The 20,234-nt window shown below is 65.1% G+C and carries 20 protein-coding genes; 8 read left to right on the plus strand and 12 right to left on the minus strand.

Features of this window, described 5'->3' with window-relative positions; all coding sequences use genetic code 11:
• Window positions 1-68 precede the first annotated feature (68 nt).
• Entirely contained in the window at window positions 69-419 is a 351-nt protein-coding gene (locus tag AABA86_RS12595; protein WP_212246357.1) for an AraC family ligand binding domain-containing protein, read from the plus strand.
• Window positions 420-443: 24 nt separating this feature from the next.
• Here AABA86_RS12595 and AABA86_RS12600 read toward each other — a convergent pair whose 3' ends face one another.
• The 4 genes from AABA86_RS12600 to guaA form a co-directional block, all read right to left on the minus strand.
• Window positions 444-806: an ArsR/SmtB family transcription factor gene (locus AABA86_RS12600; protein ID WP_104465384.1), complete on the minus strand. Its 363-nt coding sequence runs from the start codon at window positions 804-806 to the stop codon at window positions 444-446.
• Entirely contained in the window at window positions 806-1,468 is a 663-nt protein-coding gene (locus AABA86_RS12605; protein WP_212246359.1) for an SRPBCC family protein, read from the minus strand. Before AABA86_RS12605 ends, AABA86_RS12600 begins: the two co-directional genes overlap by 1 nt.
• Window positions 1,469-1,614: 146 nt before the next feature.
• Window positions 1,615-2,517 carry an HNH endonuclease gene (locus AABA86_RS12610; RefSeq protein ID WP_212246363.1) on the minus strand — a complete coding sequence of 301 codons (903 nt, stop codon included), beginning with the start codon at window positions 2,515-2,517 and terminating at the stop codon, window positions 1,615-1,617.
• 67 nt (window positions 2,518-2,584) lie between these two features.
• Window positions 2,585-4,183: a glutamine-hydrolyzing GMP synthase gene (gene guaA, locus AABA86_RS12615; protein WP_338307005.1), complete on the minus strand. Its 1,599-nt coding sequence runs from the start codon at window positions 4,181-4,183 to the stop codon at window positions 2,585-2,587.
• Window positions 4,184-4,333: 150 nt separating this feature from the next.
• Here guaA and AABA86_RS12620 point away from each other — a divergent pair, with 150 nt between their 5' ends.
• The 3 genes from AABA86_RS12620 to AABA86_RS12630 all read left to right on the plus strand — a co-directional run bounded on the left by AABA86_RS12620 (window position 4,334) and on the right by AABA86_RS12630 (window position 5,676).
• Window positions 4,334-4,705, plus strand: coding sequence for a nuclear transport factor 2 family protein (locus AABA86_RS12620; protein WP_338307006.1), 372 nt, complete (start codon window positions 4,334-4,336; stop codon window positions 4,703-4,705).
• A 163-nt stretch (window positions 4,706-4,868) separates the two neighbouring features.
• Complete coding sequence (locus AABA86_RS12625) at window positions 4,869-5,201, plus strand: DHCW motif cupin fold protein (protein ID WP_338307007.1); 333 nt, start codon at window positions 4,869-4,871, stop codon at window positions 5,199-5,201.
• Between the two features lie 265 nt (window positions 5,202-5,466).
• Entirely contained in the window at window positions 5,467-5,676 is a 210-nt protein-coding gene (locus AABA86_RS12630) for a cold-shock protein (RefSeq protein ID WP_008141931.1), read from the plus strand.
• Between the two features lie 215 nt (window positions 5,677-5,891).
• Here AABA86_RS12630 and AABA86_RS12635 read toward each other — a convergent pair whose 3' ends face one another.
• On the minus strand, window positions 5,892-7,193 hold the full coding sequence (locus AABA86_RS12635; RefSeq protein ID WP_338307009.1) for an RsmB/NOP family class I SAM-dependent RNA methyltransferase: 1,302 nt from the start codon (window positions 7,191-7,193) through the stop codon (window positions 5,892-5,894).
• Window positions 7,194-7,230: 37 nt separating this feature from the next.
• Complete coding sequence (locus AABA86_RS12640; protein ID WP_212246371.1) at window positions 7,231-7,653, minus strand: MAPEG family protein; 423 nt, start codon at window positions 7,651-7,653, stop codon at window positions 7,231-7,233.
• A gap of 171 nt (window positions 7,654-7,824) precedes the next feature.
• Here AABA86_RS12640 and AABA86_RS12645 point away from each other — a divergent pair, with 171 nt between their 5' ends.
• Together AABA86_RS12645 and AABA86_RS12650 are read left to right on the plus strand one after the other, a co-directional pair.
• Complete coding sequence (locus AABA86_RS12645) at window positions 7,825-8,439, plus strand: acriflavin resistance protein (RefSeq protein WP_338307012.1); 615 nt, start codon at window positions 7,825-7,827, stop codon at window positions 8,437-8,439.
• A gap of 69 nt (window positions 8,440-8,508) precedes the next feature.
• Window positions 8,509-9,351 carry a metallophosphoesterase family protein gene (locus AABA86_RS12650; RefSeq protein ID WP_338307013.1) on the plus strand — a complete coding sequence of 281 codons (843 nt, stop codon included), beginning with the start codon at window positions 8,509-8,511 and terminating at the stop codon, window positions 9,349-9,351.
• A 15-nt stretch (window positions 9,352-9,366) separates the two neighbouring features.
• Here AABA86_RS12650 and AABA86_RS12655 read toward each other — a convergent pair whose 3' ends face one another.
• The 3 genes from AABA86_RS12655 to guaB all read right to left on the minus strand — a co-directional run bounded on the left by AABA86_RS12655 (window position 9,367) and on the right by guaB (window position 12,621).
• Window positions 9,367-9,666 carry a hypothetical protein gene (locus tag AABA86_RS12655; protein ID WP_338307014.1) on the minus strand — a complete coding sequence of 100 codons (300 nt, stop codon included), beginning with the start codon at window positions 9,664-9,666 and terminating at the stop codon, window positions 9,367-9,369.
• A 170-nt stretch (window positions 9,667-9,836) separates the two neighbouring features.
• The gene (locus AABA86_RS12660) at window positions 9,837-10,859 is read right to left on the minus strand and encodes an NADP-dependent oxidoreductase (protein WP_338307015.1); all 1,023 of its coding nucleotides are present in this window, start codon (window positions 10,857-10,859) and stop codon (window positions 9,837-9,839) included.
• A 271-nt stretch (window positions 10,860-11,130) separates the two neighbouring features.
• Complete coding sequence (gene guaB, locus AABA86_RS12665; protein ID WP_338307016.1) at window positions 11,131-12,621, minus strand: IMP dehydrogenase; 1,491 nt, start codon at window positions 12,619-12,621, stop codon at window positions 11,131-11,133.
• 458 nt (window positions 12,622-13,079) lie between these two features.
• Between guaB and AABA86_RS12670 the strand changes: the two genes are divergently transcribed.
• Window positions 13,080-14,570: an MFS transporter gene (locus tag AABA86_RS12670; protein ID WP_338307017.1), complete on the plus strand. Its 1,491-nt coding sequence runs from the start codon at window positions 13,080-13,082 to the stop codon at window positions 14,568-14,570.
• Between the two features lie 127 nt (window positions 14,571-14,697).
• Here AABA86_RS12670 and AABA86_RS12675 read toward each other — a convergent pair whose 3' ends face one another.
• Both AABA86_RS12675 and AABA86_RS12680 read right to left on the minus strand, forming a co-directional pair.
• Window positions 14,698-15,396: an RlmE family RNA methyltransferase gene (locus tag AABA86_RS12675; protein ID WP_212246386.1), complete on the minus strand. Its 699-nt coding sequence runs from the start codon at window positions 15,394-15,396 to the stop codon at window positions 14,698-14,700.
• Window position 15,397: 1 nt separating this feature from the next.
• Complete coding sequence (locus AABA86_RS12680) at window positions 15,398-16,471, minus strand: Ppx/GppA phosphatase family protein (RefSeq protein WP_212246388.1); 1,074 nt, start codon at window positions 16,469-16,471, stop codon at window positions 15,398-15,400.
• 211 nt (window positions 16,472-16,682) lie between these two features.
• On the opposite strand from AABA86_RS12680, the gene AABA86_RS12685 reads away from it, so the two are divergent.
• Window positions 16,683-19,055, plus strand: a complete 2,373-nt coding sequence (locus AABA86_RS12685) for a xanthine dehydrogenase family protein molybdopterin-binding subunit (protein WP_338307018.1) — start codon at window positions 16,683-16,685, stop codon at window positions 19,053-19,055.
• Between the two features lie 284 nt (window positions 19,056-19,339).
• Here AABA86_RS12685 and AABA86_RS12690 read toward each other — a convergent pair whose 3' ends face one another.
• Window positions 19,340-20,137, minus strand: a complete 798-nt coding sequence (locus AABA86_RS12690) for a hypothetical protein (protein WP_338307019.1) — start codon at window positions 20,135-20,137, stop codon at window positions 19,340-19,342.
• Window positions 20,138-20,234 lie beyond the last annotated feature (97 nt).

Raw genomic sequence — 20,234 nt, forward strand, 5'->3', positions numbered from 1 at the left:
GAACAAACACCGGCGTCAGGCGTCTACCGTTCCACCCTGTCAACTCAAGCGCGGAACGGAAGGATCCCATGAAGGTTCGCAAGTTTGCCGTGGCGGATGCGTCGTTCGAACGCTCGCCCGGGCAGGACGGAGACATTTTCGCAGGCAATGTGATCGACCAGCGCCACGGCGGCCCGATCACCATCGGATTCGGCCGCTATGCGCCGAACCAGAGCCTCGATGAAAAGCTCGCCGTGGACGATGTCATGCTCGTGCTGGAGGGCAAGCTGTCGGTGTCGAGTGAAGCCGGCACCGTCACGGCAGGCCCCGGCGAGATCATCTACATGCCCAAGGGCGAGAAGGTCACTATCCGCTCGCACGAGCAAGGCGCCGTCACGGCCTACGTCACCTATCCACATTGGCAGGAGGCGCTTGAGTGAGGCGGTTCGGGTTCGGCGCAGCTCTCAGGCCCTCTTGCCGCTCCGCTTGGTCAGCGGTGCATTGCGTCGCTCCCGCTTGCCGCGCGCGATCTCCGTCGCCAGCGCGTCGAGCTTCGGCTCCCAGAAAGTCCTGAACCGACCGACCCACGCATCCACTGCCTGAAGTCCGGCCACGTCGACCGAGTAGAGGCGTCTTTGCGCTTCGGCCCGAACGGTCGCAAAGCCGCTCTCGCGCAGCACCTTCAGATGCTGCGACACGGCGGCTTGCGTGATGCCGAATTCGGCCCCGATCGCCTCCACGACTTCCCCGGATGCCATCTCTCCGGGGGCGAGCAGTTCGAGGATGCGTCGGCGCACGGGATCGGCGAGGACTTCGAAGACGTGCATCAGCTTCCTGTGCCGGGGTGCGCGATGTCAGGCGGCATCTCGCCGCGATAAAAGGCAATGGTACGGTCCGAGCGTTGCTTCGCCGAGGCCTCATCCACCCCGCTCGCGACATGCGCTGCGCGCCAAAATTCGCCGCTCCCGGTCATGAATTCCTTGCCCTCGGGCGAGCCCATCCACGCCTCGGCCGTCTCGTGGTCGACCGATGCGCCCGTCGCAACGTATCGCTCGAGCCCGGCGATGGCGAGGTCCCAACCGATGCCGACCGCACCCGGACCGAACTGATTCCAATGATCCTCGATCATCGCGCTGTGCTCAAGCGTCAAGCGCGCCTGGCTCCGTTCTGCCGCCAGCGTGACGTCGATCCAGCTGACCGCACCCGCGAATTCCCATGTCGCCGCGAAATGGGTGGGCGGCGCACAGGCCGTGATGGTGCCGCCCGCATTGCCCTTGAGCTGATACCTTCCGCCGAGCTGGAGGTCTCCCTCGACCGGCAGGAACCAGCGCGGGATGCGTTCCCTGCTCGTCAGCGCGTCCCAGAGATCGTCGACGCTGGTGTCGTAAAGGCGTGTCAAGGTGACCGCGCTGGCCGGCTTCCCGTCCTTCTCGAAATTTCGCACCGAACGCGTGACAAGTCCCAACACCCTGGCAACGTCGATCTCCATCCCGGACCTCCCTTCTGGTTTCGTGAAGGAATATCGGCATGGTCTTATATAAGTCAATACTTATATTACGACAGGCGACTTGCGCCTCGCCGTCGCGCGCAATGGGTTCCGCTGCGCTCTACCTATCCTACGGGCTGAGAGCGCGCCTATTGCTTAAAACAATGCTCGCGGTGCCATTGCAGAAAATGCGGATGAGGCCGATCCGACGGTCTTCTTGGCTCGAGTGCACGACCGGTCTTGTTGATGACCGAGCGGACCCCTTCCAGGTCGTTTGTCTGGCGCGAGATCAATATTTTCAGATCATCGGCCAAGCTGATCAAGCCACGATCGAACATCCAATGAGCGGTACCGGAGAGAGCGATCCCATTGCTCACGATGTCCGGCCCATTTGCCTCCACAGGCCGAATGTGCGCCGCAGCAACTTCCGCGCGCCCCATTCCGTTAATGAGCTTAAGCCCGGTAATGGCGCAGCGCTCGTCGTAGGCTCGCAAGACGATCCGACGAAAGACGCGGTCACGCAAGACTCTCGATACCGTCAAGCTAACGCGATCGCGCTGCTGCTCGAGTATGAACGGCGCCTGCTGACTTTCGTCGAGTTGAGACAATCGAACATCGGTATCGACTCGGGGCAGTAGCGGCGCGCCTTCCGCGAAACCGAGTTCGAATATTCTATTGAAATCGTCCGCTGAGATTGGCCGGACGGCCGACTGAGCACGCCCCGAGATTCGTCCCTGCTCATTCAGTACACCGCGCTCAACCGGACCAGTCGCCGTGTTGAAAGGGACCGGATTGGCAAAGTCGAGATAACTTCCGGGCTCGATCAGAGCGAGGTACATTCCCGAAGTACCGGAATCGGGAATGACTCGCTGAACCCGGGCGATCGCAAAGTAGCCCCGCGTCTCGGCGACCTTGCTTGGCTCATAATAAATGATCCAATCGCCGACGCAGGCCTCGACGCGCCGCAGATATTGACCGGGAAACTGGTATTGCTCAGCGGGGCTGTCATCGTAGATCGAGTCCGATCGATGGATGAATACCCCAAATCCCATTTATGCCGCGCCGCCTCTCCGAGAAGTAACGAGCTAATTCAGCTCTGTTGAACCTTGAGAGGAGCCCCTACTCCCACTCAATCGTCCCAGGCGGCTTGCTCGTCACATCATACACCACCCTATTCACGCCCTTCACCTCGTTGATGATGCGCGTGGCGGTCTCGCCCAGAAACTTCATATCGAACTGGTAGAAATCCGCGGTCATGCCGTCGGTTGAGGTGACGGCGCGCAGGCCCACGACGTAGTCGTAGGTGCGGCCGTCGCCCATGACGCCGACTGTCTTCACCGGGAGCAGCACGGCAAAAGCCTGCCAGATCTCGTCGTAGAGGCCGTGCTTGCGGATCTGGTCGATGTAGACGGCGTCCGCCTTGCGCAGGATGTCGAGCTTGTCGCTTGTGATGTCGCCGGGGCAGCGGATGGCGAGGCCGGGGCCCGGGAACGGGTGGCGGCCGACGAAGATTTCGGGCAGGCCGAGCTCGTAGCCGAGCTTGCGCACCTCGTCCTTGAACAGCTCGCGCAGGGGCTCGACGAGCTTCATGTTCATGCGCTCGGGCAGACCGCCGACATTGTGGTGCGACTTGATCGTCACCGAAGGGCCGCCGGTGAAGGAGACGCTCTCGATCACGTCGGGGTAGAGCGTGCCTTGCGCCAGGAAGTCGGCGCCGCCGATCTTCTTGGCCTCCTGCTCGAACACCTCGATGAAGAGGCGGCCGATGGTCTTGCGCTTGGTTTCGGGATCGGTGACGCCTTCGAGCTCGACGAGGAACTGCTTGGACGCATCCACGTGCACGAGCGGGATGTTGTAGTGGTGGCGGAACAGATCGACCACGGTCTTGGCTTCGTCGAGGCGCAGCATGCCGTGATCGACAAACACGCAGGTGAGCTGGTCGCCGATGGCTTCGTGGATCAGCACGGCCGCCACGGCGGAATCGACGCCGCCGGAGAGGCCGCAGATCACCTTGCCCTTGCCGACCTGGGCGCGGATTTTTGCGATCTCTTCCTCGCGGAAGGCGCGCATGGTCCAGTCGCCGGTGAGCCCTGCGATCTTGCGCACGAAGTTGCGGATCAGTTTCGCGCCGTCGGGTGTGTGCACCACTTCGGGGTGGAACATCAGGCCGTAATATTTGCGCGTCTCGTCCTGGATGATCGCGAACGGCGCGTTCGGCGAGGTGCCGGCGACGGAGAAGCCCGGCGGCATCTTGGTGATGCGGTCGCCATGGCTCATCCAGACCTGGTTCTTTCCGCCTGACGACCAGACGTCCTCGAACAGCTTGCTCGGCGCCTTCACCTCGACATCGGCGCGGCCGAATTCGCGGTGATGACCGCCCTCGACCTCGCCCCCGAGCTGAGCCGCCATGGTCATCTGGCCGTAGCAGATGCCCATCACGGGCACGCCGGAATCGAAGATCGCCTGCGGGGCGCGGGGCGAGCCGGCCTCGTGGACCGACTCGGGGCCGCCCGAGAGAATCACCGCTTTCGGCTTCATCTCATTGAAGGCGGCTTCAGCCTTGTTGAACGGGACGATCTCGCAATAGACGCCGTCCTCGCGCACGCGACGCGCGATCAGCTGCGTCACCTGGCTGCCGAAGTCGACGATGAGAATCTTGTCATGCGCCGAGGCCACCGAGGGCGTCGACGCGGAGCGGTCGTTCTGTGCTGCTGTCATGGCCAGCAAATACGCTGGCAGCGCGCGAGCCGCAACCGCGGTGGCGGCACGCCCACATGCTTCTTTGGGCATGGACAAATGTATATAGGTAAGTATCATTGACCTAATTTGCCCCGCGTCTCAACCCAGGGGCCGATCAGGGAGAACGCCATGCCACAGCATCATCAGCCATCAACGCTTGCCGCGCTCGGCCGAACCTGGGTCGAGGCCTGGAATGCGCGCGACCTCGAACGCGTGCTGGCGCTCTATGACGACGCGGCCGTGATGACCTCGGACCGCATCCCGGCGATGGGGTTCGACGCCAGCGGCACGGTGCGCGGCAAGGACGCCTTGCGGGCGTATTGGGGCAAGGCGCTCGCCCTGCTCCCGGAGCTGCATTTTTCGCTGATCGAATTGTTCGTCAGCCCCGATAGCGTCGTGGTGTTCTACGCCAACGAGCGCGGCAAGAAGATCTGCGAGTATCTGCGGGTGAATGATGCGGGGCTGATCGTGCAGGGATCGGCGAACCATTTGGCGCATTGACGCCGCTCGCTCCCCGTCATTGCGAGCGCAGCGAAGCAATCCAAAATCCCTCCGCGGCGACAGTCTGGATTGCTTCGTCGCAAGAGCTCCTCGCAATGACGGAGACTGTGGAAACAGCTTGCGCTAACAAACCCTCCGCCGGCTCCGCCATAGGATTCCCCCCATGAAGCTCCCCACCTCACCCTTCACCGTCACCGACTGGAGCAAGGTTGCGCCGACGACGCATGCCGGCGAGACCGGGCAGGCCACATGGCGGATGCTCAACATCGGCGACCTTCGGGTCCGGATGGTGGAGTATTCGCCGGGCTATCTGGCCGACCATTGGTGCGATCGCGGCCACGTGCTCTACGTGCTCAAGGGCGAGCTCGACAGCGAGCTGCGCGACGGGCGCAAATTCAAGCTCACGGCCGGGATGAGCTACCAGGTCTCGGATCACGGCGACGCCGCGCACCGGTCCTCGACCGCGACCGGGGCCACGCTCTTCATCGTGGACTGAGATCCGCCGGGCGGTTAATTTGCACCGCAAAATAGCAAAGTCGTGCGACGTGCCGGGCCACGGGTGGTGCCTTGAACTGGCCCCAAATTCTCGCTATATTGTGATCATCGATACTTGGCCGAACGACTGGGCCGCTTCGCTTCGTTGCTGACGGGCGCGCACGCTTCAGATGACTTCTCCAAACATCGACTGAACAGGGCCATGGGCGCAATGCTGCGTACCGGTCCACGTGCGTACCCTCTCTAACTAACTAAAGGAAATTCCCATGGCTATGGGCACCGTGAAGTGGTTCAACACCCAAAAGGGTTATGGTTTCATCCAGCCGGACGACGGCCAGAAGGACGTGTTCGTGCACATCAGCGCCGTCGAGCGCGCCGGCCTCTCCTCCCTCAACGAGGGTCAGAAGGTCTCGTTCGACATCGTCGCCGATCGTCGCAGCGGCAAGTCCTCGGCTGACAATCTCCGCGTCGGCTAACGCCTACGCAGCGTTCTGACCACGGACGTACCGGCAGAACGTTAGAAAAATGAAAGCCCCGCCACCGGGATCCGGTGCGCGGGGCTTTTGTTTCGGCTCCCCGTCATTCCGGGGCTCGCGAAGCGAGAGCCCGGAATCCATTGGACCGCAGAGACTGCCGCGCGATGGATTCCGGGCTCGCCCTGCGGGCGCCCCGGAATGACGGCGGAGTATTGTCAGCCCGCCTTCTTCAACACCGAGACGAAAAACCCGTCCGTCCCGGTCCGCCGCGGCGTCATCAGCCAGCCCTCAGGCGACTGCAGCGCGGCCTCGCCAAAAGCCTCCGCCTTGTCCCACAGCACGCTCGCGGTCTGCTCGGGCGGCACGGCCGCGAACTCGGGATGGCGCGCGACGAACGCCCTCACCTGCTCGCCGTTCTCTTCCGACAGCACCGAGCAGGTGATGTAGGCAATGCGGCCGCCAGCCTTCACCAGCGGCACCGCGCGCTCCAGCACCTCGGCCTGGTCGCGCAGGCGAATCTCCAGCGCGCCCGGCCGCATCCGCCATTTGGCGTCGGGGTTGCGCCGCCAGGTTCCGGTTCCCGTGCAGGGCGCGTCGATCACGACGAGGTCGGCCGTTGCGCTGATATCGGCCAGCGGATCGGCCTCACCCTTGGGCGTGCGGACATCGGCATTGTGGACGCCGGCGCGCGACAGCCGTTCGTGGATCGGCGCGAGTTGGCGCTTGTCGCTGTCGGTCGCGATCAGCCGGCCCTTGCCCTGCATCAGGGCGGCGAGCGCCAGCGTCTTGCCGCCGGCGCCGGCGCAGAGGTCGATCACCTGCTCGCCGGGCTTTGCCGCGGTGAATTGGGCCGCCAGCTGCGATCCCTCATCCTGCACTTCAATGGCGCCCTTGATGAAATCCTCTTCGGCCTGGATCCCGGGGTTGCGCGCATCGGCCGAAAGCGCGATGCGCAGGCCCGTTGCCGACCAGGGCGTCGGTTTCGCATGAAGATGAGCGAGCGACTGCAGCGCCTTGTCGCGGTTGGATTTTAGCGTGTTGACGCGCAGGTCGAGCGGGGCCCGGCTCGCCATCGCGGCCGCCTCCGCGGCGCGGTCCTCGCCGAACACTTTTGCCAGGTGCGGATCCAGCCATTCGGGATAGTCACCGGCGATCGCGGCCGGTGCGTCCTCGAGCGAGCGCGAGGCGAGCGCGGCCACTTCGGCCTCGGTCAGCGGCGCCGGCGCAAAGCGGCTGCCGTCGAACAACGCGCCCATCGTGGCCGTGTCCATGTCGCGCTCGAGCCGGAGCATGCCGATCAGCCTGGCACGCGCGGTGTCGGACTCCATCAGGAACGCGCTCGAGGCGTAGCGGCGCAGCACGTCCCAGACGAGGCCGGCGATGGCGGCGCGGTCGCCCGAGCCGGCAAAGCGGTGCGCGGTACCCCACTCCTTCAGCGCCTTCGCCGCGGGCACGCGGTCTTTCTCGATGATGTCGATCAGTTCGATGGCTGCGGACAGCCTGGCGGCGGGAGTCATTCTCTATCTTTCAGATCAGTGTTGGCGGGCGCGCGGATCAGATCAGCAACAGCATCTTCAGCGCGAAGTAGATCCACATCGCCAGCAGCACGAGCACGCCGGCGAGCCAGACCGTGGAGCGCCGGCCGAGATCGTTCGAGGAGACGAACACCCCGGCATGGGCAAAGCGCGTCACCACGAACACCCAGGACATCAGCACGATGAAGAGATCGGCATGGCGCAAGGGCAGCGCCAGCGCGATCAGGACGTAGAGCAGCACCGGCAACTCGAATTGGTTGCGGTAGCAATTGGCGATCTGTGTGGCGCCCTTCGGCCAGTTCGGCTCGCCGAGCGCAATGTCGGGGATCCTGGTCTCGCCCGAGACCAGCGTCTTGCGGCGTGCGAATACCATGCCGATCAGAAGCGCGAAGGTTAGGCCGACCTGCACGAAGACAGGGAGCAGGACCATTTGGACGGACATCGGAACTTTCCCGTAAGGCGGAACGCCGCGAACCGTCATTAGCCGCCGCTCCTCGTCCTGACAATCAACCAGTTGAACCGGCGTTCCCGGTCTTGCGACCAACCACCGATAGTTAAAGCGATTTCGGCCCCCGTTCTGGGGCCCAAGGCGAGATAGAGGCGAGATGGCGCCATGACCACCCTGTCCAGCCTCTGGACCGAATCCGCCGACGGCCAGCTCGGTATTCTGATGTCGGCCCTCTCAGGTATCGCGATGGCGCTTGCGGTCGCGCTGGCGATGACGGTCTACTTTCGCCTGAGCTACCGAACCTGGCGCGACGTCGTCCGGCATGGCCTCGCCACTCTGGCCGCCACTGCCCTGTTCGCCTTCGCCGCCTACGATATGCGCCACGCCGCGCTCGCCTATCTCGGCCTCAACCCGTCCAAGCCCGCCGTGGAGTTCGAGATCCGCATGCCCCGGGCGATGCTGGCCGCGATGACCGACAGCCAGATCGAGCTGCATACCGACCGCAACCAGACGCTGGCGCTGGTCGACGGCGTGCGCGACCTCTCGGACGGCCGCGCGCTGCTGCGCGGCGCGGTCGCGCTCAACCACCGCACCGCGGACCGCGTGCTGGTCGTGAACCTGCCGGGCAAGGGCATTTTCGAGTTCCGCCTCCGTCTGCCCTCCGAGCCGCATCGCTCCGTCGAGTTCGGTCCCTGGCACCTCGCCGACCGCATCGCCTCGCCGCTCGCCGACACCGTCGCGCCGCAGGACGCCTACACGATCCGCTACCGCGTGCTTTAAACTTTGTTCGCCTGCGATCCACCCCGCGCCGTCATCGTTCCGACGCGCAAGCACGGGTACGGTGATCGCATGTCCGAATTTCGCCTGACGCAGATTTCCGACACCCACCTCGGCCGGCGCTTCCCCGGCCTGATCGCCAACTTCCAGGCGACCAGCGAACATATCGACGGCAACCGGCCCGATCTCGTCATCAACACCGGCGACGTCGCCTTCGACGGGCCGACCAGCCGCGACGATGTCGTCTTCGCAAAGGACCTGCACGACGCCCTGCCCGTCGCCTGCCGCTACCTCCCCGGCAATCACGACATCGGCGACAATCCGACCGCGGTCGGCCCGGCGCCGAAACCGCCGGTCACGGAAGCGCATCGCCAGCAATTCTGCGACCTCATCGGCGAAGACCATTGGTCGTTCGAGGCTGGAGGCTGGCGCTTCATCGGCCTCAACTCGCTGGTGATGAATTCCGGGCTCGCCTTCGAGGCCGAGCAGTTCGACTGGCTGTCGCAGGAGATCGCGCGCACGAACGGCAGGCCGGTCGCGCTGTTCCTGCACAAGCCGGTGTTTCTCAACCTGCCGGATGACCCCGAGATACCGGAGACCGCGATCCGCTACGTGCCGCAGCCGGCGCGGGCACGCCTGACCGAGATGCTTGGGACGATCGATCTTCGCCTCATCGCCAGTGGCCACGTTCACCAGCGGCGCGACTTCACCTGGCGCCACACCCGCCATGTCTGGGCGCCGTCGGCCGGCTTCGTCATCAACGATCAGCGCCAGGACCGGGTCGCGATCAAGGAAGTCGGGCTGGTCGAATATCGCTTCCGGCCCGACAGTTTCGAAGTCCGCCATGTCAGGGCCGCGGGCCAGGTCGATGTCGACATCGAGGAAGTGCTCGCCCAGATGGGCGGCGAGCATTAAGGCGCGCCGATCGGCTCAGGCGACGCTCTTGAGGTCCTGCTGGATCGCCGCGAGCAAGGATTGCAGCGCCTCGCTGTTCACCGGCTTGGCCGCGAGATCATTGGCAGGCGGCTGCCTGACAGGCGGCACGGCCTTGACCGGGCGCTTCGGGAATGGCGGGGGCGGTGTCGGCATCGAGGGGCGCGTCAGATCGCCCTCCTCGTCGACATGGACGAACTTGCCATGAATGACGTCGTCGTGGCGGCCCATGACGAACATGGCCAGCCAATAGCCGGCGGCAAGCAGGATAACGCAGAAAACACTGATCTCTAACATCGCAGCACCTAAAATATGCCCGATGATTCAATGCCTTCGCGGTCGCGTCAATGAACAGCCGGTCACACCTGCGGGTTTTGCGGGCAGGTGTGACCATTTGGTGACTCTTTCTTAACTATCCCTGGGCGGCGTGTGGCTCCCGAGCCACGGGAGCCCCAGTCCGTGTCGCGCTAGGCCTTATCCGGCCCGACCCGAACCAGCTGCTTGCCGAAATTGGCGCCCTTCAAGAGGCCCATGAAGGCGCCGGGCGCGCTCTCCAGGCCCTCGGTGACGAACTCCTTGTACTTGACCTTGCCGTCGCGGACCCAAGAGGACATGTCGCGCAGGAAGTCGCCATGGCGGGAGGCAAAGTCGGAGACGATGAAGCCGCGGAAGGTCAGCCGCTTGGTCAGCGTCGCGCGCATCATCGATGCGGCCCATTTCGGCGGCTTGGCTTCGGTGTCGTTGTAATGCGCGATCAGGCCGCACACCGGCACGCGCGCGAACGGGTTGAGCAGCGGGAACACCGCCTCGAACACGGCGCCGCCGACATTCTCGAAATAGACGTCGATGCCTTTCGGGCAGGCCTCCTTCAGCTTGGCGCCGAGATCGGGATCGCGGTGATCGATGCAGGCATCGAAGCCCAGCTCCTTCACCACGTAGTCGCACTTGTCCTTGCCGCCGGCGATGCCGACCGCGCGTGCGCCCTTGATCTTCGCGATCTGACCGACGGCCGAACCGACAGCGCCGGAGGCGCCGGCGACCACGACGGTCTCGCCGGCTTGCGGCTTGCCGATGTCGAGCAGGCCCGTGTACGCAGTCATGCCGGGCATGCCGAGCACGCCGATCGAGGTCGAGATCGGACCGAGCTTCGGATCGACCTTGATCAGGCCCTTGCCGTTCGAGATCGCGTGAGACTGCCAGCCGGTTCGCGCTCGGACGATGTCGCCCTTGGCGAAATCCGGATTGTTGGAGGCCGCGACCTCGCTCACCGCCTCGCCTTCCATCACGCCGCCGACCGGCACCGGCGCAGCGTAGGACGGACCATCACTCATGCGCCCGCGCATATAGGGATCGAGCGACAGCCAGATCGTGCGCAGCAGGACTTCGCCTGCCGCAGGCGCCGGGACATCGAATTCCTCCAGGCGAAAATCAGATGATTTGGGCTCGCCGACGGGACGCGCGGCGAGAACGATGCGCTTGGCTTGGGACATGCTGGCTTCCTCCGGATTGTGCTTCGGCGCGAACGGAAGCGGAGGGAGCGAGGCACGTCAATACAAAAGCGTGGAGTGGTTAGACGCAGAGACGCACGCAATTCTCGTGTCCCGGACGCGCTGCAACGTGCAACGTTGCTGCGCAGAGCCGGGACCCAGAAGGCAACACGGCAATATGCGGAGACATGGGCCCCGGCTCTGCAGCGCATCACCGAAGTGGTGCTGCGCTGCGTCCGGGGCACGAGACCGAAGCTGCAGGCGCGACTGAGGCCTAACCCCCACCCGGATAGTTCGGGCTCTCGCGCGTGATGGTGACGTCGTGGACATGGCTTTCGCGCAGGCCTGCTCCGGTGATGCGGACGAAGGTTGCCTTGTCGTGCAGCTCCTTCATGTCCTTTGCGCCGACATAACCCATCGCGGCGCGCAAGCCGCCGGCGAGCTGGTGCATGACGTGGCCGACCGCACCCTTGTAGGGCACCTGGCCTTCGATGCCCTCAGGCACGAGCTTGAGCGTGTCCTTGATGTCCTGCTGGAAGTAGCGGTCCGCCGATCCCCTCGCCATCGCGCCGACCGAACCCATGCCGCGATAGGCCTTGTAGGAACGGCCCTGCCACAAAAACACTTCACCGGGCGTCTCGTCGGTGCCGGCAAGGAGCGAACCGACCATCGCGATGTCGGCGCCGGCGGCGAGCGCCTTGGCAAGGTCGCCGGAGAACTTGATCCCGCCATCGGCGATGACGGGAATGTCGGCCTTCTTCGCCGCCTCGACCGCATCCATGATCGCGGTGAGCTGGGGAACGCCGACGCCGGCGACGATGCGCGTGGTGCAGATCGAGCCCGGGCCGATGCCGACCTTGATGCAGTCCGCGCCCGCATCGATCAGAGCCTGCGTGCCCTCGGTGGTGGCGACGTTGCCGGCGACGACCTGCACCGAGTTGGAGAGGCGCTTGATGCGGTTCACGGCATGCAGCACGTGACGGGAATGACCGTGCGCGGTGTCGACGACGACGAGATCGACGCCGGCATCGATCAGCCGCTCGGTCCGCTCGAAGCCGGTGTCGCCGACGGTGGTAGCGGCGGCGACGCGCAGGCGGCCCTGGGCATCCTTGCAGGCGAGCGGATGGGCGACCGCCTTCTCCATGTCCTTGACGGTGATGAGGCCGACGCAGCGATATTGCTCGTCGACCACGAGCAGCTTCTCGATGCGGTGCTGGTGCAGCATCCGCCGCGCCTCGTCCTGGCTGACATTCTCGCGCACCGTGACGAGACCTTCATGCGTCATCAGCTCGGAGACTTTTTGCCTGGGGTCGGTGGCAAAGCGCACGTCGCGGTTGGTGAGGATGCCGACCAGCTTGCCCGGAATGTTCTTGGCGGCGCCGGTGACGACGGGAATGCCGGAGATGCCGTGATCGCTCATCAGCTTGAGCGCATCGTCGAGGCTGGCCTCGGGGCTGATGGTGAGCGGGTTCACCACCATGCCCGACTCGTAGCGCTTGACCTGCCGCACCTGCGCGGCCTGCCCTTCGGGATCGAAATTGCGGTGGATGACGCCGAGGCCGCCGGCCTGCGCCATCGCGATCGCCATGCGGGCTTCGGTAACGGTATCCATGGCGGAGGCCATGATCGGGATGTTGAGCGGAATGGCGCGGGTGACGCGGGAGCGGATGTCGACCTCGCCCGGCATGACGTCCGACAGGCCCGGCTTCAGCAGCACGTCGTCGAACGTAAAGGCTTCGCGAATGCCTTGTTGCACCGTGGCCATGTGCCAACTCCTTCCGCGGCCCTGCCGCAAATAGCTATGGATGAGCGCCGCCCTCGGCGTACCTTGCGGCGTCGCCTTGAGAATCGGAGCCCATCGGTGGGGTTGACGCGGGTCGATAGCACGGTCGCGTGACGAATCAAAGCAATTCGGACCGCCGGCCAGCCATGCACAGGCTTTTTTTGGGGTAGATTCGGCATGGACAGCCAGGCGTTATCCCACCCCACCGTCATTCCGGGGCGCGACGAAGTCGCGAGCCCGGAATCCATCCCGCAGCGATCCCTGCGGCCTGATGGATTCCGGGCTCGCGCCAAAGGGGCGCGCCCCGGAATGACGAGAAGGGTCACACCGTTGTTACGCGAGACTTAGGTGCTATGCGTCGATCCGCGATGGTCGGGGACCAACGGCGGTGATAAGCCGCAATTCTCGCTCCTTCTTCCGATTTTCATTACCAATCCGTCATGGTCGACAAGCAACGCATCATTCCGCTGATCGTGGCCACTGCTCTCTTCATGGAGAACATGGACTCGACGGTGATCGCCACCTCGCTGCCGGCGATCGCGGCCGACATCGGCACCAGTCCGCTGACGTTGAAGCTCGCGATCACCTCCTATCTGCTGTCGCTCGCGGTGTTCATCCCGGCGAGCGGCTGGACCGCCGACCGGTTCGGCGCGCGGATGGTGTTCGCGATCGCGGTCGGCGTGTTCATGGTGGGATCGGTCGGCTGCGCGCTCTCGGGTTCGGTCACCGATTTCGTGTTCGCGCGCATCCTGCAGGGCATGGGCGGGGCGATGATGACGCCGGTCGGGCGCCTCGTGCTGCTGCGCTCGGTCGACAAGAGCGCACTGGTCAACGCCATGGCCTGGGTGACGGTCCCTGCCCTGATCGGTCCCGTGATCGGGCCGCCGCTCGGCGGCTTCATCACGACCTATGCGTCCTGGCACTGGATCTTCCTGATCAACATCCCGATCGGGCTGCTCGGCATCTTCATGGCACTGCGCTTCATCGACCCCATCAAGAGCGAGGAGCGCGAGCCGTTCGACCTCTACGGCATGGTGCTGGCGGGCATCGGCCTCGCCGGCATCGCCTTCGGCCTGTCGGTTGCCGGTCTCAACCTGCTGCCGTGGAGCACCGTCGCCGCGCTGATCGCGGGCGGCGCGATCTCGATGACGCTCTACGTCATTCACGCCCGGCGCACGGGCTCGCCGGTGCTCGATTTCTCGCTCCTGGAGCTGCCGACGCTGCGCGCGGCCGTGTTCGGCGGCTTCCTTTTCCGGCTCGGCATCGGCGCGCTGCCGTTCCTGCTGCCGCTCTTGATGCAGATCGGCTTCGGGCTGTCGCCGTTCCATTCGGGTCTCGTCACCTTCGCCTCCTCGCTCGGCGCGATGGGCATGAAGACGCTGGCGGCGCGCATCATCCGCACCTTCGGCTTCCGCAACCTCATGACGGTGAACGCGATCGTCAGCGCGTTCTTCCTCGCCGTCTGTGCGCTGTTCACGGTGACGACGCCGCTGCTCATCATCATGGTCATCCTGGTGGTCGGCGGCTTCTTCCGATCGTTGGAGTTCACCGCGATCAACACGGTCGCCTATGCCGACGTCGAGACGCCGCAAATGAGCCGCGCCACCACCCTCGTCAGCGTCAACCAGCAGCTCGCGGTCTCCGCCGGCGTCGCCGTCGGCGCGGCTTGCGTGGAAACGACGATGTGGTTCAACCATGTCAGCGAGATCGACGCCACCGTGTTCGCCCCCGCCTTCCTCGTCGTCGCACTGACCTCGGCGGCGTCGAGCTGGTTCTTCTGGCAGATGCCCGTCGATGCCGGCCATGAGATCTCCGGCCGCAAGGCCGTGGAGATCGCCAGCCGCAAAGGCGCCGGCAAGGGTGCAGAGAAGGCGGCGGTGAAGACCGCGACGGAGGATACCCAGGACGTGCGGGATCAAAGGTTGGGGTGAATACCTCCTTGGTCATTCCGGGGCGATGCGCAGCATCGAACCCGGAATCCATCGCACCACAGAATCCGTAGAAACATGGATTCCGGGCTCGCCTCTTCGAGGCGCCCCGGAATGACGGAGTACGAGGCTATGCGGTTCCGGCGCCCCGAAATCCAGTCGCCAGGACGTAACGCTCCGACGAATCCTGCCGGCTCGCCGCGGGCTTGACATGGCGCACCGTCGCAAAATCGCGCTTGAGCTGGGCGAGCAGATCGGCGTCGGCGCCGCTCTGGAACGTCTTGGCGAGGAATACGCCGCCGGGCTTGAGCACGTCGCAGGCAAACGCAGCCGCGGTCTCAACCAGGCCGACGATGCGGAGCTGGTCGGTCTTGCGGTGGCCGGTGGTGTTGGCGGCCATGTCGGACATCACGAAATCGGCGCCGCCCCCCAGCATCGCGGTGAGCTTGTCCGGCGCGTCGCTGTCCATGAAGTCGAGCTGCGCGAAATCGACGCCGGGAATCTCGGGCATTTCCAGCAGGTCGATGGCGACGACCTTGCCCTTGCCTTCCACCGAGCCGACGCGCTTGGCCGCGATCTGGCTCCAGCCGCCGGGCGCCGCGCCGAGATCGACCACGGCCATGCCGGGCTTCAAGAGCCGAAATTTGTCGTCGATCTCGAGCAGCTTGAACGCTGCGCGCGAGCGATAGCCCGCCGCCTTGGCTTTCGCGACATAGGGATCGTTGAGCTGCCGCTCCAGCCACAGCTTCGACGACAATTTGCGCTTGCCGCCGGTCTTGACCTTGGTCTTGACTTGGACGTGCAAGCGGCCGGTGGTGTCCTTGGCCATCTCACCAGCTCCTGAGCGCGCCGTCCTCGCGCATCATCTCGACCAGCATGCCCTCGCGCAGGCCACGGTCGGCGACGCGCAGGCGCGGCAGCGGGAAGGCGCGGCGGATCGCATCGAGGATGGCGCAGCCGGCGAGCACGAGATCGGCGCGCTCGACGCTGATGCAGTTGTTGCCGGCACGCTCCTCGTAGCTCATGCCGAGCAGCTTGTTGATGGTCGCGGTGATGTCGGAATCGTTCATCCAGATGCTGTCGATGCGGCGGCGGTCATAGCGAACGAGGTTGAGATGGATACCGGCGAGCGTCGTCACCGTGCCCGAGGTGCCGAGCAGGTGCATGTCGGCGAGATCGCCGCCGTGCACTTCGGCGAAAGGCGCGACGTGGTTCGCGACCTCCTGCTCCATCGCGGCATAGATCTCCGGCGTCACGTCGCGGCCGCCGAACTGCTCGGCGAGCGTGACCACACCGTAGGGGATCGACATCCAGGCCTTGATCCGCGGCTCTGGATTTTGCGGATCGCGCTCGATCCGCACCAGCTCGGTGGAGCCGCCGCCGATGTCGAACAGGATCGCGCCGCGTCCCCTGGGGTCGACCAGGGGCGAGCAGCCGAGCACGGCGAGCGCGGCCTCGGTCTCGCGGTCGATCACCTCGAGCTCGATGCCGGTTTCGGCCGCGACGCGGCTGCGGAACCCCTCCGCATTCGAGGCCGCGCGGCAGGCCTCGGTCGCGATCAGCCGCAACCGGCGCGCTTTGCGCAAATTGATCTTGTCGCGGCAGATGCTGAGCGCGGCGATGGCGCGGTCGATCGCGGCCTCGCTGATGCACCCCGTCGACGAGACCCCCTCCCCGAGCCGGATGATGCGCGAGAAGGAATCGACGACGCGAAAGCCGTCCTGGGTCGGACAAGCGATCAGCAGCCTGCAATTGTTGGTGCCGAGGTCCAGCGCCGCATAGACGCCGGTTCCCGGCGCCTGCGCGCCGACAGCCGGTTCGGTGGCCAACGCCACCGCCGCCATCGACCCCTCCAGCTCACCGTGCGGCGCATGGCCGTCGCGGAGCCGCGTGTGGTCATTCATACAAACTGTCTTTCCGCGGCCGGTCGGGCCGGTCTGGAATTGATTTTTCGCCTGAAACATTAGCAGCGCGGCCGGCCTGCGCAACAACGCATCACATGGGACCATGCCCATTCGTGCGTTGTCGTGAACGGGACCGTGGGCTATTTTTGAGGGGTCCGGTCCTCCAGGCGTCCCCCAAAACGCGCATTTGCCGGCTTTTCAGGTCAATTCCATGCAAGAACACACCAAATCGTCCACGCTCGAAAACGCCATTGCACTGCAAAAATATGGCGTCGGGCAGCCCGTCCGCCGCAAGGAGGACGACACCCTGGTGCGCGGCAAGGGCCGCTACACCGACGATTTCAACCTGCCCGGCCAGGCCTATGCCGTGGTCGTCCGCTCCACCCACGCCCACGGCACCATCCGCGGCATCGGCCTTGATGCCGCCAAGGCGATGCCGGGCGTGCTCGGCGTGTGGACCGGCAGGGATCTCGATGCCGCCGGCTACGGCCCTTTCACCTGCGGCCTGCCGCTGAAGAGCCGCGACGGCTCGCCGTTGCTCCAGACTAACCGCCAGCCGCTGGCAACCGACAAGGTCCGCTTCGTCGGCGATCCCGTCGCCTTCGTCGTGGCGGAGACACTGGCGCAGGCCCGTGATGCCGCTGAGGCCGTCGAGCTCGATATCGAGCCGCTGCCCGCGGTGACCGACCCCGAAGAAGCCGCCAAGCCCGGTGCGCCGCAACTCTACGAGCACATTCCCGATAACGTCGCGCTCGACTACCATTATGGCGACATGGAGAAGGTCAACGCGGCCTTTGCCAGCGCCGCCCATGTCACCAAGATCGACATCGAGAACACCCGTGTCGCCGTGGTCTCGATGGAGCCGCGCGTCGGTCTCGCCTCCTACGACAAGAAGACCGAGCGCTACACGCTTCAGGTGCCGACCCAGGGCGTCGCCGGCAACCGCGCCAACCTCGCCAAGAACCTGAAAGTGCCGAACGAGAAGGTGCGCATCCTCACCGCCAATGTCGGCGGCTCCTTCGGCATGAAGAACATCAACTACCCCGAGTACATGTGCATCCTGTATGCGGCGAAGGAATTGGGAAAGCCGGTGAAGTGGCTCGACGAGCGCTCGACCGCCTTCCTCTCCGACAGCCACGGCCGTGCGCAGAAGATCCACGCCGAGCTGGCGCTCGACGCCGAAGGGCATTTCCTCGCGGCCAAGCTGTCCGGCTACGGCAATCTCGGCGCCTACATCACCGGCGTCGCACCGGGGCCGCTTTCGCTCAACACCGGCAAGAATTTTTCCAGCGTCTACCGCACGCCGTTGATGGCGGTCGACATCAAGGTGGTTCTGACCAACACCACGCTGATGGGCGCCTATCGCGGCGCCGGCCGGCCCGAGGCGAACTACTACATGGAGCGACTGATCGACCGCGCCGCCGACGAGATGGGCATCAACCGGCTGACCCTGCGCAAGCGCAACTTCATCAAGCAGAACCAGATGCCGTTCGCGGCATCCTCCGGCGTCACCTATGACAGCGGCGACTTCCAGGCCGTGTTCAACAAGGCGCTCGAAATCTCCGACCACGAGAATTTCGCCAAGCGCAAGAAGGAGAGCAAGAAGGCCGGCAAGCTGCGCGGCATCGCGGTCGGCTCCTATCTCGAGGTCACCGCGCCGCCGAGCCCCGAGCTCGGCAAGATCGTGTTCGACGCCGACGGCAGCGTGCAGCTGATCACCGGCACGCTGGATTACGGCCAGGGTCATGCCACCCCGTTCGCGCAGGTGCTGTGCGAGCAGCTCGGCGTCCCCTTCGAGAGCGTCAAGCTGGTGCAGGGCGACAGCGACATCGTCCATACCGGCAACGGCACCGGCGGCTCGCGCTCGATCACCGCGAGCGGTCAGGCCATCGTGGGAGCAGCAAAGCTCGTCATCGAGAAAGGCAAGCGCGCAGCAGCCCATATGCTCGAAGCGTCCGAAGCCGACATCGAATTCGAAGGCGGCAGCTTCACCATCGCCGGCACCGATCGCAGCATCGACATCATGGAGCTCGCCAGGAAGCTGCATGACGGCAAGACGCCGGAGGGCGTGCCCGACAGCCTCGACGTCGATCACACCAGCGAACCGATCGCCTCGGCGTTCCCGAACGGCTGTCATGTCGCCGAGGTCGAGATCGATCCGGAAACCGGCGTGGTGCAGATCGTGCGCTACAGCGCCGTCAACGATTTCGGCACGGTGATCAACCCGCTGCTGGTCGCAGGCCAGCTCCATGGCGGCGTGGTCCAGGGCATCGGGCAAGCGCTGATGGAGCACATCCGCTACGACGAGAGCGGCCAGCCGATCACGGGCTCGCTGATGGACTACGCGCTGCCGCGCGCCGAGGACGTTCCCAACATGACGGTCGGCGATCATCCGGTGCCGGCCACGACCAATCCGCTCGGCAGCAAGGGCTGCGGCGAAGCCGGCTGCGCCGGCAGCCTGTCGACGGTGGTGAACGCGGTGCTCGATGCGCTCTCGGACCACGGCATCAAGCACATCGACATGCCGCTGACCCCGGAGCGCGTGTGGCGGGCCATTCAGGATGCGAAGGGCAAGGCGGCGTAAGCATCGTCCTTCTTTCGCAGACGGTCCAATCGCCGTCTCCACACGCACACTGTCATCGCCCGGCCAGTGCGCAATTGCGCACTAGGAACGGGCGATCCAGTATTCCAGTGACGGCGCGGCTAGAAGCGATAAGCCGCGGCGTACTGGATGCCCCGGTCAAGCCGGGGCATGACACCGACTTTGAATCTCACCAGTCGTTCCGGGGCGATGCGCAGCATCGAACCCGGAACCTCGAGATTCCGGGGGCGGTCCTGCGGACCGCCCCGGAATGACAGTGGTTGATGCTATGCCGCCTGCTCGCGCGGCTGATAGATTGCAATGTGCTGGCAGTGCGCGATCGGCGTCGTGCCGTTGGCGACGACGAGTGCGTCGAGCTCGACGAAGCGGTGGCCCTTCTTCTCGTAGTTCGCGGTGACTTTCGCCCGCGCAGTGATCTCGTCGCCGGCGCGCAGCGCCGACAGCAGCTGCATGCGGCTGCCGACGTGGATCCACGGGCCGAGAATGGTGTTGTCGACCAGCACGCGGTTCATGACCCGCTGGATCAGGCCGGGATGGCCGAGCCCTTCGCGCGCAAAGATCGGATCGGTTTCCCTGACATCGGCGAGATAGTCGGTCGCGTCCTGCCCGGCCCACCGGCGCGGCTCGGTGCCCAGCCATTTGCCCGTCTCGAACGTCGCCGGACTGACCGGCTTGCGCTCGGCGGCCACGGGGACCGCGACATAGTCGCTCAGCGACACTGCCGGCGCTGCCGCCGGCAGCGAGGCCGTGCCTGTCGCGCAGAGCTCGGTGCGGCTGAACACTTCGATCGTCAGCAAGCCGTTGTGCTCGGTCGCATCGACATCGGCGGGCTCGCCATCATAAACCGGCTTGATGAAGCGCGCCTCGACCAGCCCGCGGGACAGGAAATCGCGGCCCCAGCGAGCAATCGGCACGTGCATCATGTAGGCGAAGACATCGACGCCCGGGACCAGCCCGCCGGAAAAGCCAAAGCGGCGCGCCACGGTGTCGTCATGCATCTTGTTTTCGGATTGCTTGGCGGTGTTGTAGGCCTCGACGCGCCAGGTCTCGAGCCGGTTCGGCATGGGGTCATCTTCCCTGTTCTTGTTGTTTCGGGCTGATCGTAGGCCCCAGGGAACACCGGTCAATCCCCTCGCCTTTGCGGCCCGAATGGGGTACCAC

This window comes from Bradyrhizobium sp. TM233, from assembly GCF_036247965.1.
In the GTDB taxonomy this organism is placed as follows: Bacteria; Pseudomonadota; Alphaproteobacteria; order Rhizobiales; family Xanthobacteraceae; genus Bradyrhizobium; species Bradyrhizobium ottawaense.